Source organism: Mycobacterium sp. (assembly GCF_032161845.1).
In the GTDB taxonomy this organism is placed as follows: Bacteria; Actinomycetota; Actinomycetes; order Mycobacteriales; family Mycobacteriaceae; genus Mycobacterium.
This window is the reverse complement of record NZ_JAVRQA010000127.1, coordinates 1-11686: the sequence shown is the minus strand read 5'-3', so window position 1 is coordinate 11686 and position 11686 is coordinate 1. Positions and strand designations below refer to the sequence as shown.

Sequence of the window (11686 nt, the reverse complement as noted above, 5' to 3'; positions counted from 1 at the left end):
GCGGGCTATCGCGTGGTCGCCGCCTGCGGTGTTCTCCAGGTAGACCGGCACGTCGGTCTTCAGGCTGGCCAACGCCTTGACCCAGCGCTCGAAACCGGCGTCCATGTCGTTGTCGTCGGCGTGGCCGCCGTGCACGATGACGGCCGTCGCATTGATGTCGGCCGCCGCGTCGCACGTGTCCTGCAGGATCTTTCGCGACGGGATACGGACGCGGTTGTTCGCGGACGCCACGTTGATGAGATACGGCGCGTGCACGTAGAGGGGCACGCTCGACGCGCGCAGCACCTCGGCGTCCTCGCGGGGTTTCGGCTTCTTCCAACTCTGCGGGTTGCCGAGGAAGAACTGCACCGCCTCCGCGCCCTCGGCTTGGGCCGCGGCCAGGGGGTCTTCGTCGTGAACGTGCGAACCGATCAGCATCAGGTCAGCTTAGTGATGGAACCGACACCTCAGGTCAGTGGCGTCCCTGCCCTGGCGGGGCCCATGACGACCGCACGTCGCGGGTCGGGCACGCCAAGCAGCGTGCCGTCGTGCTCGACCGCCGTCGCACCGAACCGCAGCGCGTTGGCGAGGGCTTTTGACCCACCGGCGGGTTCGGCCAGAAAGCCGGCGAGGAACGCATCTCCCGCGCCGACGGTGTTGACGACTCGTCGTGCGGGCGCGATGCCGTGCAGCGGTTCGGCCAGGTCGACATCGACCAGCAGCGCGCCGGCACCGCCGAGACTCACCAGCACGGTCCGCACTCCACGGGCGAGCAGGGTGCGGGCCGCCGCGGTGACGTCCCCGACGGTGTGCAGCGTGACGCCAAGGACCTCGGCCAGTTCGTCGGCGTTGGGTTTGATCAGGTGCGGTAGTTTGCCGCGGTCGTTGTTCAGCACCGCCTCCAACGCGGCACCGGAGGCGTCGACCGCCACCCACCATCCGGCGGCGCGGGCATCGGCGACGGCGCCCGCCAGGCGCGCGTCGGTGAAGCCCTCGGGCAGGCTGCCCGCCCACAGCACACGGTCGCTGGTGCGGGCCGACAGCGCGGCGGCACACAACGCGTCGACCTCGGCGCCGGACATTGCGGGGCCTGGCTCGTTGACCTTCGTGCTGCGCCCGTCGGCTTCGACGAGTGAGACGTTGCTGCGTACCGCACCCGCGATCGGTACTCCGATGGTGTCGAGGCCCAAACCATCGAGCGCCGAGATGATTTCACGTCCCGTGCCGCCGCCGACGGGCAGCACGGCGCACACCTCGACGTCGACCCCGTGCAGGGCGAGCGCAACATTGACGCCCTTGCCACTCGGCTCGGTCATGGCGGCCGTGGCCCGATTGACGGCACCTGGCTCGAGTCGCGGGAGGTGCAGGGTGCGGTCCAGACTCGGATTCGGGGTGACGGTCACGATCATCGGTCGGCCACCTCGACGGTGATGCCAGCGGCACGCAGGCGCTTGCGATTCTCTGCTGACGCCCCGGCATCGGTGATCAACACGTCCACGTCGGCCAGTTCGGCGTGGCGCGCAAGGCTTTCGGTGCCGAACTTGCTCGAGTCCACCAGGAACACCCGCTGTCGCGCTGCGGCCAGCATCTGGTGCTTCACGTCGGCCTCGTCGGCATCGGGGGTGGTTAGGCCCCGATCGAACGACAGCGCATTGGTGCCGAGGAATGCGACGTCGACGTTGATGGCGGCCAGCGCCTGGCCGGTGAGGGACCCGACGGCGGCCATCGTCGCCGGGCGGATCCGTCCACCGAGGGCCACCACCGCGATACCGCGCTCGTGCAGCGCCGCGCCAACGGGCCACGAGTTGGTGTAGACGACGAGTTCGCGATCGGTGGGCAGCATTTCGGCCAGCCGAAGCGTCGTGGACCCAGCGTCGAGCAACAGCGACGCACCATCGGGGACGAATCGCAGCGCCCGGCGGGCGATCGCCGACTTCTCCGCGATGTGGACGTCTCGGTCGGCGACATGAGGTTCGTCGCGGCGGGGCTCGCGCGGCACGGCGCCACCGTGAACCCGCCGCAGCAGGCCCTGCTCCTCGAGAAGCGCGAGATCCTTGCGCACGCTCTCCGCACTGATGCCGAAAAGCTCTGCCAAGCGCCCACTTTCGACGCGGCGATCGGCGGCGAGCAGCCGCAGCACCTCGGCGTGGCGCTCGTCGGCGAACCACGTCCTCGGGGCCGTGGTCACGACTCCCCCAGATGATCGCCTGCGCCGATCGCACCGCAGGCCCGCGCAGCCAGGACGGCCGCACCGAGCGCCCCCGCCTCCTCGACGGTTGCGACGTCCAATGGACCGAAGCGGGCGGCCTTGGCGCGCATCACCTCGGCGCTGTGTCGCCACCCGCCGGTGACGACCACGCGGACCGCCGGCCCGACGACGTCGTCCATCGCGCGGTGCAGTGCGAGCGCCTCGTCTGCTGCGGCAGCGACCACCTCGCGCCACTCGGCGCCGGGACCGCTCGAGGACGACTCGGCGGCGGCATCCAGCTGAGCCACGTCGGCGGGCGTGACGCCGAGACGTTGCAGCGCCCGCAACTGTGCCAGCCCGCCCTCGGTGCCACCGAGAAGGCTCCAGTGGCCTGCTTCGACACTGGGGTCGGTGGTGATGCCCGCCTGCGCGAGGCGCCCGACGTCGGCACGGGGCGGAATTGGCTTGATGGTGCGCACCAACGCCTCGGCCGTGCCCGACGAATCCAGTTCGTGCCCTCGATGATTCGCGCGGGCGCCGAGGGCCGACGCTTGGTGGTCATGTCCCGCCATGGTCAACACGGCGCCCCGCAGCAGTGGGCTGACCGCATCGGAGGAGACGAAGCCGACCGGCACTCCGGCGGCCACCAGCGGTGGCATCAGCCCGCGGCGGGCACCCGACCAGTCCAGCGCCACATCCCACCAATCGCGTGCTGCAACGTCGAGCCAACCCGTCCGACCGGCGAGGGACAGCTCGAGAACCGCGTCGCCGCCGAGTCGCCGCACCACCCAGCCGCCGACATCGAACCGGGTCGTCGCATCGCGGGTAGCCGGTTCGTGGCTCAGCAGCCAACGGTGCTTGGTCAGTGAGAACTGGCCGCGCAGTGGCTTGCCCGCAATTCCCCCGAAGGCGTCGGCTCCGATGGTCGACGCGAGGTCGGCCACCTCCTCGCCGTCACGATCGTCGTGCCACGCGATGACGGGAGCCAGCGGACGCTCGCGCGCATCGACGAGGACTCCGGACTCGCCCATGCTGGTGACGCCAACGGCGCGGACCGGCACCCCGGCCGCCTCGGCTGCCGTGCTGAGCGCTTCGAAGGCACTGCGGCACAACGCTTCCGCATCCATCTGGGTACCGTGCGGCCCGGTGTCCCAGGTGGTGGCGGCCCGACCAGTCCCGAGCACGAGCCCGTTGACGTCGTAGACGACGGCCTTGCTCGACGTCGTGCCGACGTCCAGTCCCGCGAATGCCGTCATCGCCCTCCAGCCCATTGCCCAATTGGGAGTACATGGATATGATTGCGTTTGGTTGGATATCCGTCAAGCCCGGTCAGGAGTATTCATGCCGCTGGTCACCACGGCCGAACTGATGCGCACCGCCGCCACGAACGGCGGTGGCGTCGCGGCCTTCAACGTGATCACCCTCGAGCACGCCGAGGGCATCGTGGCAGGGGCGCAGCGCGCAGCGACTCCGGTCATTCTGCAGGTCAGCGAAAACACCGTCGCGTTCCACGGCACGCTGCGGCCGATCAGCGCCGCGCTGACGGCCCTCGCCACCGACGCCGCGATACCGGTCGGCCTGCACCTCGACCACGTCGAGGCGGCCCACCTCTGGGAACAGGCGGTAGCCGCCGGATACTCGTCGGTGATGGTCGACGGCGGCGCCCTGCCCTATGACCGCAACGTCACCGTCACGGCCGAGGCGACAACCCTGCTGCACGGGCGGGGCTTGGCGGTCGAGGCCGAACTCGGCTACGTCGGCGGCAAGGACACCCAAGTGAGCAGCGCGCACGCCCCCGGCGTACGCACCGACCCTGCGCAGGCCGCCGAATTCGTCAGTGCCACAGGCATCGACGCGCTTGCCGTCGCCGTCGGCAGCTCGCACGCCATGACCACGCGCACCGCCGAACTCGACCTCGACCTCATCGCAGCCCTACGCGACGCGGTGCCGGTCCCGCTGGTGCTGCACGGCTCGTCGGGGGTGCCCGACGACGCGCTGCGAGCCGCGGTCCGGGCCGGCATCGTCAAGGTCAACATTGGAACCGCGCTGAACGTCGCGTACACCAAGGGGGTCCGGTCGGCATTCGCGGCTGACGACGCCGTCGACCCGCGCCGGGCGTTGCGCTCGGCGCGGGCCGCGATCGCCGACACCGTCGCACACCTGCTCGACGTCGTCAGCCGCTGAGCTCAGCAGCCGGACTTGTAGGCGGCCGCGCCGCCTTCACCGTCGAGGTTCTCCTTGGTGATGATCGTGAAGCCGGTCTGCACGTTGGTCGTGTTCTTGCCACCGTCGAGTGCCGTCACCGCTTCGTCGATGCCGAATTTGCCGATGGCGCCGGGGTCTTGGGCCACCAGCGCCTGCACGGTGCCTTCACGCAACGCTTGAATCTGGTTGGGCCCGGCGTCGAATCCGACGACCTGCACCTGACCGCTCTTGCCTGCCTGCTTGATGCCGGTGGCCGCCCCCTCCGCCGAGAACAGGTTGACGGCGAAGACACCAACCAGGTCGGGATCCTTCTGCAACTGCGCGCCGATCAGCTGCGCCGCCGTCGCTGGGTCGTTGTGGCTGAACTGGACGCCGACGTAGTTGAACTTCGGGTCGGCCTTGACGGCGTCCTCGAACCCCTTGGCGCGCGCGTCGGTCGTCGAGACACCGGGCTCCAGGCCCATCACCATGACCTTCCCACCGTCGGGGTGCAGTTGCTTGATGGCGTCGAACGCCGCTGCGCCGCCGCCCTCGTTGTCACTCGAGATCGCCGAAACCGCAAAGGATGGGTCGGTGGTCGTGGTGTCGACGAGGACGACCTTGATACCCGCCGCCGCTGCTTGCTGGAGTGGCTGCTGCATGGCTTGCACGTCGGTCGGCGCGACCAGCAGCGCGTCGGGCCTGCTGGCGACGATCGAGTCGAGGATCGGCTTCTGCAGTGTCGGGTCGAACTTCTGCGGGCCCTGCGTGTTGACCTTCACCCCGAGCTTGGCGGCCTCGTCCTGCGCGCCGCACTGCATGGTGATGTAGAACTGGTCGCCCACCACACCCTGAAGGAGCGCGATGTTGTACTCCTTGCTGGCCTTTGGAGGCGCGGCGACTGTCGTCGCCGCCGCTGCCGAGGATGCCGACGACGTGCCGGCGCCCGTCGAGGTACCGCTGGGTTCGGACTGCGGTTTCGACGACGTGCAGGCGGCGATCGGCAATGCGAGCGTCATGACGCTCGCGAGGAACACGAGACGCTTACGGCTCATGGACTTTCCCTTCGTTTTGAACCTCGCTTGGACCCTCTGCGGTTGAGAAGGTTTCGAGACCGTGCGCTGCGCATCGCCGCAGCACGCCGGGACTGGTCGACGTAGACGGCGGCGATCAGCACCGATCCGACCGCCACCCCCTGCCAGTACGGCTGGACGCCGATGATGACGAAGCCTGACTGCAATACGGCCGGGATGAACAGTCCGACAAGGGTTCCGAACACCGTGCCCTCGCCACCGAAGATCGAGGTGCCACCGATGACGACCGCGGCGATGACGTTGAGGTTGGTCAGCGACTGGCCTGCGATGGTCGTGGTGCCGTACTGGGCCAGTGACAGCAGCGCGCCGAACCCGGCGAGGGTGCCCGCCAACGCGTAGACGGCGATCAGGTGCCGGGTCACCTTGATGCCCGTGCGTCGCGCCGCCTCCTGGTTGGAACCGATGGCGTAGGTATAGCGGCCGAACCTGGTCTTGTGCAGCAGGATCGCGCCGAGGATCACGACGATCAGTGCGACGAACGGCAGGCCGGGGATGCCGAGCACCTTGATGTACGCGCTGAAGTCGGTCAGTTCGCTTGGCACCGAGCGGATGTCGATGCCGCCGGTGAGGACCTGCGCCAGGCCGAGTGCCACCGAGAGTGTTCCGAGGGTGACGATCAGCGCAGGCACCCTGGCCTTGGCGACCAGCACTCCGTTGAGGGCGCCCCAGACCATGCCGCTGAGTACCGCGGCCACCAGGCCCGCCGCGGCCACCCCAGGACCATTGCCGCCCAGGGCGGCCATCACCTTGGCCGCGACCACCGACGAGAACACCAGGACGGACCCGACGGACAGGTCGATCCCCGAGGTGATGATCACGAACGTCATGCCGACACCCAAAACCGCCCACACGGCCACGTTCTGGGACATCAGCGAGAAGTTGCCGGTCGAAAGAAAGCGGTCCCCTGCGACGATGGAGAACAACACGCAGATGACGATCAGCACGCCGAGGATCCAGATGGCCTGTAGACCCAGGAGTCGTTTCAGCAGCGAGTCGTCGCCGTCGTCGGTTCCGGCGCCGGCGACGACCGCGGGTTGGTTCGCGAGCGTGCTCATGCGGCGCTGTCCTGTCCGTCCAGCGCACCCGTCATCGCGCCGACCAGGGTCTCCACGCTGGTGTCGTTCCCGCGGTAGGTGGCGACCCGGCGCCCGAGGCGCAAAACCTGGATGCGATCGCAGATCTCCAGTACGTGCGGCATCGAGTGACTGATGAAGACCACCGCAATGCCCTTGTCGCGCACACGTTTCACCGACTCGAGCACGTTCTTGGTCTGCACGACGCCAAGCGCCGCGGTCGGCTCGTCGAGGATGACCACCTTGTCCGCCCACGCGATGGCACGGGCGATCGCGATGCCTTGCCGCTGACCGCCGGACATCGACCCGACGGGGGTGTTCAGTGACCGCACGGTCGCCCCGAGCTCGGCGAACGAGGCCGCAGCCTGTCTGCGCATCTCCTTCTCGTCCATGAAACCGAGCGACCCGAGCACGCCCTTGCGGCTGAGTTCGCGGCCAAGGAACACGTTCTGCACGGGGTTCAGATGCGGAGCCAGCGCCAGGTCCTGGTAGACGACCTCGATCCCGAGATCGTTGGCATCGCGCGGGCTGGCCAGCCGGATCGGGGAACCGTCGAAGTAGATCTCGCCCTCGTCGAGTTCGAGGCTGCCCGAAAGTGCCTTGATGAGAGTCGACTTGCCGGCGCCGTTGTCGCCGATCAAGCCGACCACCTCACCCGCCTCGACGTCGAAGTCGGCGCCGTCGAGGGCGCGGACGTGACCGAAGCTTCGCGAGATCGCCCGCGCCTCAAGCAATGCGGTCATGAAATCGCCTTTCCCAGATTCGATCGGTTCGGCGGCCACGTGGTGCCGGGTCTACAGACGAGCAGTCGAGCGTCGCCGTCGACGTGCCAGCCGCCACCGGCAGCCGGGACCACGAGCGTCTGCCCGGCCGTGACGTCGAGCGGTGCGCCGTGCTCGGAGGTGAGCACGCCGCTGCCCGCCAGCACCACGGCTATGGCGAACCCCGCCGGTACCTCGGCATCCGCTGTCAGCAACTCCATGCGGAAGTAGGGCGCGGCGTCGGCAGGCAGCACGGCCACCAGTTCGGACGCTGCGGCGGACGTGTGACGGATCAGCCGTTCCGGGTCGGCAAGGGCGGCGGTGTCGACGGCCGACAACGCGGTGTCGCGGTCCAAGCCAAGGAAGACCTCGGCGTCGGACGCGGCGGTGTTGTTGCGTTCCAACAGGATCGACTGATCGGTCGGCTCCTGGGCCTCGACCAGCAGGATGCCTGCGCCAATCGCGTGCGGGGTGCCCCCTGGGATGAGGACGCCGTCGCCGGGGCGCACGGGGATCCGGTGCATGAGCGCCAGCATCGCCTCGGCGTCCTGGCTGTCGACGAGTTCGCCAACCCGGGATTGCGTCACGTCGTGGCGCCAGCCGACCCACACCGCGGCGTCCGGGACGGCCTCGAGGACGTACCACGCCTCGGTCTTGCCGTAGGCACAGCCGAGATGACGGGAGGCGTAGTCGCGGGTGGGATGCACGTGAACCGGAAGCCGCTGCCCTGCATCGAGGAGTTTCACCAACACGCCCGTATCTCCCGACGCGCCGTCGTCGCGGCCCACCCAGGCGACCGGGTCGGCACGAACCGCGTCGAGGAGCCGCGTCCCGTCGGTCAGGTGGGCGGGTCCGTGGTCCGGCTGCCCGAAACGCGCGACCGTGGCACCGATCCATTCCTCCGGCGAGTGCTCCCCGACGGGTGGCAGCCCACGCCAGGCGGCGAGCGCGCGGCCGCCGGCATACCAGTGTTCGATCACGTTGGGCGGCAACAGTTGTGGTTGTGGAGTCATGGCACGATCACGACCTTGTGTGCGGCGCGGTCGCTACGCAGCGCCTCAAGCGCCAGCCCGTAGTCGTCGAGGGAGTATCTGTGGGTGATGATGCCGTCGGTGCGCACCCGGCCACCGCGCAGCGCGTCGATGGCGGCACCGAACGACGTCATCTCGGCAAACGAGCCCTTGATGGTGATCTCGCGCCGGAACACGTCGAACGGGCGGAAGCGCACGACGTCGTCGCCTCGGGTGACGCCGTAGATCAGCACCGTGCCGCCGCTGCGGGTGAGCGGCACGCAGATGTCGCCCACCGCGGGCGAACCGGTCGCTTCGACGACGGCGTCGTAGCCGTCGCCGTGCGGTGATGCGGCAAGCAGGGCGGCGATGTTGGCATCGGGGTCGTCGCGGGCGATCCGCACGGTGCGGTCCACTCCGAGAGTGCTTGCCGTATCGAGCTTGAACTGACTGGGTCCGGCCACCGTCACCGACGATGCGCCACCCGAGCCGATCAGCTGTGCCAGTAGGAGGCCCGTCGGGCCTGCGCCGAGGACCAGCGCGCTGCCCCCCGGACGCATCTGTAGGGACTCCAGGCCGTGCATCGCGCACGACGCAGGCTCACTGAACACCGCGGTCTCTGGCGCCAGGCCTTCGGTCGAGAAGACGAGCGTGTGTTCGGCGATCGCATACTCGGCGAAGAAGCCAGGAAAGTTGCTCCCGAACCCCAGCATGGCAGCGCACTGGCCAAGCCGACCGGCCAGGCAATACGGACACTGTCCGCAGTACACGTTGGGGTTGACGGTGACCTGCTCGCCGATGCGGAACCGCGTCACGCCCTCCCCGAGTTGGTCGACGACGCCGACAACCTCGTGCCCCGGTACCAGGGGGAAGACCGCGCCGAACTCACCCTCGTGGATGTGGAGATCGGTGCCGCAGACTCCGACCTGGCCGACCTTGATGCGCACCTGCCCTGGCGACGCGTCGGGAGTCGGGACCTCGGTCACCGACCACGTCTTGGGGGCCTCGTAGTACACGGCCTTCATCCGTCGGCGCCGCCCTCTTCCTCGAGTTCGTTGCTGTTACCTGCGTCACTCTCTTGACCGCTTCGAGGGGTGACGGTACGCCACTTCCGCGGCCATGTCACCGGTGTCAGAAGAATTGCGCCAAGGTTCTGACATCGGTGACATACTGTGCCGACCCGAGCCGGGAGGACGGTCGATGGCGACGATGCGCGACGTGGCGATGCACGCGGGCGTCAGCACGAAAACCGTGTCCCGCGTAGTGAACAACGACCGTTACGTCTCCAGCGACGTGCGACTGCGCGTCGAGCAGGCGATCGACGAACTTCAGTACGTGCCCAACATGCTCGCGGTCACGTTCCGCACCGGTCGCGATGCGGCCATTGGGGTCGCGGTACCCGGTGTCGGCGACCCCTTCTTCGCTGGCATCATCAGCGCAGTCGAACGGGAGGCGAGCCGCCGCGGCGCGGCCGTCATCGTCACCAGCGTTGGCTGGGAACCCTCCCACGAACGGCAGTCGATCGAGGCGGTGCTGCATCGCCGGGTCGCGGGCATGATCATCTGCCCGGTGGGGCCGGACATGTCATTCCTCGGGCCATGGCAAAGCCGCGCACCGCTGGTATTCGTCGACAGGATGCCCGGCAGGTTGACCGCTGATGCCGTGGTTCAGGACGACGTCGGTGGCGGTCGCCAGGCGACCGCCCACCTGATCTCCCACGGCCACCGCACCATTGCGTTCCTGGGCGACGACGTCGTGACCGGGACCCTGCGCCTGACGGGTTGCCGGGAGGCGCTGAGCGAGGCGGGCCTTCGACACTCCGACGGGCTCGTCCACCTCGGCGAGGTCGACACCCCGACGGTCACGGCGCAGCTGCGCCGCATCCTCGCCGAGCCAGAACCGCCGACCGCGGTGTTCTCCTCCAACGCGCGCTGCACGATCTCCGTCGTATCGGCGCTACAGACGTTGCGGCGCAGCGACATTGCCGTCATCGGCTTCGGTGACTTCCCCACCGCCGCGGCGCTGCGGCCCGCGATCACGGTGATCGACCAGGACGGCGAGGAGATGGGACGGTTCGCAGCCGAGCGTCTCTTCAGTCGGCTCGACCAGCCGGATCGAAAGCTGCGTCGGCGCACCGTGCTTCCCGTCTCGCTGGTGACGCGGACGTCGTGTGCGATGCCGGGTGAGAAGGTTCGCCCGGGCCACTGACCGCTCTCCCCCGCGAGCAGACGCAAAAACCCCTGAATCACCACGATTAAGGGGCTTTTGCGTCTGTTCGCGGGGAGGATTAGCCCAAGTGGTTGAAGATGCGCCGGACGAGATCCCGCGGGCGTCCGCGCACGTCGTCCACGACGATGGGCACGACGGTATAGCCGCACTCCTGCAACCGGGCGACCTTCATCCGATCGTGTCTGAGCGCTTCGGGAGTCACGTGCCACTCCATACTTTCGTACTCGGCGACGACCTTCGCGTCAGGCCAGGCGAAGTCAGTCCTCCAGAGATCTCCGCACCGGTCGACGATCTCGTATTGCAATTCTGGCATCGGCAAGCCGCCGTCGATGAACACGAGCCGCGCCTCGCTCTCCATTGGCGACTCGGCTCGACCGTCGGCGTGCTCCAACAGCTCTCGCACGTTCACGATGCCGCGTCGACCCTTCTGCTCCTCGATGGCCTTGCGAAGGTCCTCGATGGTGCAGGCCTCCACGCGCAAAGCAGCGTCGAGCGTCGCGAGGGCTCGCGGTCGGCGCAATGACCTGGCCACCTCGACTGCAGTCCACGCGGGCGCGGTGGCCAGCCGTCCATCGATTCGTACCAGCGGCGCGCCCAGCCGCTGGTGCACCATCAAGCCTGCGGTTGGGCGGATGCGAACGCCTGGGTCCAGGATGTGAATTCGGTTGTCCCGCTCTGTGTCGAAGCCGTGAAGATCCGCCGCCGTTGCCATACACGCGACCAGTGATCCGCCGGTCATCAAGTCCAGCGCGGCCAGACTCCCCAACACGTCGGGCTCGGAAACCGCATAGACGCCGTGGCACACCCGCACGATCCCACCCGTGCGAACGAGCGTTGCCAACATCTTCCGCGACATCACGGTCAAGAGCTGAGCCGTAGTCGCCTGGCCGCCGACCTCGGTGATCAGATCATGTACGTACACACCGTCAAGGCTGCTGCCGCACACCACGGCGCAACAGATCTCGCGGACGATCTGGGGATGAACGCGCCACTGTTAGCGAGCCCACCAGACGTAAAAGCCCCTCAATCCGGAGGATTGAGGGGCTTTTACGTCTGCTCGCGCAGAGGGGGTGACTAGCGGTAGTCGCTGAATCCGTAATCGTCCAGCGGCACGGCCTGGCCGGCGCCCTGACCGAAGTCCGGGCTGTAGTACTGATCCTCGTAGGAC

General features: G+C 68.3%; 12 protein-coding genes. 2 read left to right on the top strand and 10 right to left on the bottom strand.

The features are described 5' to 3' along the window. From QOD90_RS07690 to QOD90_RS07675, 4 genes are all read right to left on the bottom strand, one after another. On the bottom strand, positions 1-417 hold a 417-nt coding region (locus QOD90_RS07690; protein WP_526348283.1), incomplete at its 3' end, for a deoxyribonuclease IV. 29 nt (positions 418-446) lie between these two features. Next, on the bottom strand, positions 447-1388 hold the full coding sequence (locus tag QOD90_RS07685; RefSeq protein ID WP_526348281.1) for a 1-phosphofructokinase family hexose kinase: 942 nt from the start codon (positions 1386-1388) through the stop codon (positions 447-449). Then, complete coding sequence (locus QOD90_RS07680; RefSeq protein ID WP_526348279.1) at positions 1385-2167, bottom strand: DeoR/GlpR family DNA-binding transcription regulator; 783 nt, start codon at positions 2165-2167, stop codon at positions 1385-1387. The genes QOD90_RS07685 and QOD90_RS07680 overlap by 4 nt, the downstream gene beginning before the upstream one ends. Then, positions 2164-3423: an FGGY-family carbohydrate kinase gene (locus QOD90_RS07675; protein WP_526348277.1), complete on the bottom strand. Its 1260-nt coding sequence runs from the start codon at positions 3421-3423 to the stop codon at positions 2164-2166. Before QOD90_RS07675 ends, QOD90_RS07680 begins: the two co-directional genes overlap by 4 nt. An 85-nt stretch (positions 3424-3508) precedes the next feature. Here QOD90_RS07675 and QOD90_RS07670 point away from each other — a divergent pair, with 85 nt between their 5' ends. Next, a complete protein-coding gene (locus QOD90_RS07670; protein ID WP_526348275.1) occupies positions 3509-4351 on the top strand; it encodes a class II fructose-bisphosphate aldolase in 843 nt (280 codons plus the stop codon). 2 nt (positions 4352-4353) lie between these two features. Here the strand turns inward: QOD90_RS07670 and QOD90_RS07665 are convergent, their stop codons facing one another. Genes QOD90_RS07665 through QOD90_RS07645 form a run of 5 tightly spaced genes read right to left on the bottom strand, consistent with a single transcriptional unit; the run spans position 4354 to position 9314 of the window. Then, complete coding sequence (locus QOD90_RS07665) at positions 4354-5406, bottom strand: ABC transporter substrate-binding protein (RefSeq protein WP_526348273.1); 1053 nt, start codon at positions 5404-5406, stop codon at positions 4354-4356. Further along, on the bottom strand, positions 5403-6500 hold the full coding sequence (locus tag QOD90_RS07660) for an ABC transporter permease (protein WP_526348271.1): 1098 nt from the start codon (positions 6498-6500) through the stop codon (positions 5403-5405). The genes QOD90_RS07665 and QOD90_RS07660 overlap by 4 nt, the downstream gene beginning before the upstream one ends. Beyond that, the gene (locus QOD90_RS07655) at positions 6497-7261 is read right to left on the bottom strand and encodes an ATP-binding cassette domain-containing protein (RefSeq protein WP_526348269.1); all 765 of its coding nucleotides are present in this window, start codon (positions 7259-7261) and stop codon (positions 6497-6499) included. Before QOD90_RS07655 ends, QOD90_RS07660 begins: the two co-directional genes overlap by 4 nt. After that, positions 7258-8292, bottom strand: coding sequence for a class I mannose-6-phosphate isomerase (locus tag QOD90_RS07650; protein ID WP_526348267.1), 1035 nt, complete (start codon positions 8290-8292; stop codon positions 7258-7260). The genes QOD90_RS07655 and QOD90_RS07650 overlap by 4 nt, the downstream gene beginning before the upstream one ends. Then, positions 8289-9314 (bottom strand): zinc-dependent alcohol dehydrogenase family protein, encoded by a 1026-nt coding sequence (locus tag QOD90_RS07645; RefSeq protein WP_526348265.1) that lies wholly within the window; start codon positions 9312-9314, stop codon positions 8289-8291. Before QOD90_RS07645 ends, QOD90_RS07650 begins: the two co-directional genes overlap by 4 nt. Positions 9315-9489: 175 nt before the next feature. Between QOD90_RS07645 and QOD90_RS07640 the strand changes: the two genes are divergently transcribed. Further along, entirely contained in the window at positions 9490-10497 is a 1008-nt protein-coding gene (locus QOD90_RS07640) for a LacI family DNA-binding transcriptional regulator (RefSeq protein ID WP_526348263.1), read from the top strand. 79 nt (positions 10498-10576) lie between these two features. Here QOD90_RS07640 and QOD90_RS07635 read toward each other — a convergent pair whose 3' ends face one another. Further along, the gene (locus QOD90_RS07635; protein WP_526348285.1) at positions 10577-11374 is read right to left on the bottom strand and encodes a type IV toxin-antitoxin system AbiEi family antitoxin; all 798 of its coding nucleotides are present in this window, start codon (positions 11372-11374) and stop codon (positions 10577-10579) included. Positions 11375-11686 lie beyond the last annotated feature (312 nt).

What these genes read in the sequence shown, in the direction of transcription:
- QOD90_RS07645 (WP_526348265.1), bottom strand. Translation starts at nt 9,314, where the DNA reads ATGAAGGCCGTGTACTACGAGGCCCCCAAGACGTGGTCGGTGACCGAG.
- QOD90_RS07640 (WP_526348263.1), top strand. Translation starts at nt 9,490, where the DNA reads ATGGCGACGATGCGCGACGTGGCGATGCACGCGGGCGTCAGCACGAAA.
- QOD90_RS07655 (WP_526348269.1), bottom strand. Translation starts at nt 7,261, where the DNA reads ATGACCGCATTGCTTGAGGCGCGGGCGATCTCGCGAAGCTTCGGTCAC.
- QOD90_RS07660 (WP_526348271.1), bottom strand. Translation starts at nt 6,500, where the DNA reads ATGAGCACGCTCGCGAACCAACCCGCGGTCGTCGCCGGCGCCGGAACC.
- QOD90_RS07685 (WP_526348281.1), bottom strand. Translation starts at nt 1,388, where the DNA reads ATGATCGTGACCGTCACCCCGAATCCGAGTCTGGACCGCACCCTGCAC.
- QOD90_RS07665 (WP_526348273.1), bottom strand. Translation starts at nt 5,406, where the DNA reads ATGAGCCGTAAGCGTCTCGTGTTCCTCGCGAGCGTCATGACGCTCGCA.
- QOD90_RS07635 (WP_526348285.1), bottom strand. Translation starts at nt 11,374, where the DNA reads ATGTCGCGGAAGATGTTGGCAACGCTCGTTCGCACGGGTGGGATCGTG.
- QOD90_RS07650 (WP_526348267.1), bottom strand. Translation starts at nt 8,292, where the DNA reads ATGACTCCACAACCACAACTGTTGCCGCCCAACGTGATCGAACACTGG.
- QOD90_RS07675 (WP_526348277.1), bottom strand. Translation starts at nt 3,423, where the DNA reads ATGACGGCATTCGCGGGACTGGACGTCGGCACGACGTCGAGCAAGGCC.
- QOD90_RS07670 (WP_526348275.1), top strand. Translation starts at nt 3,509, where the DNA reads ATGCCGCTGGTCACCACGGCCGAACTGATGCGCACCGCCGCCACGAAC.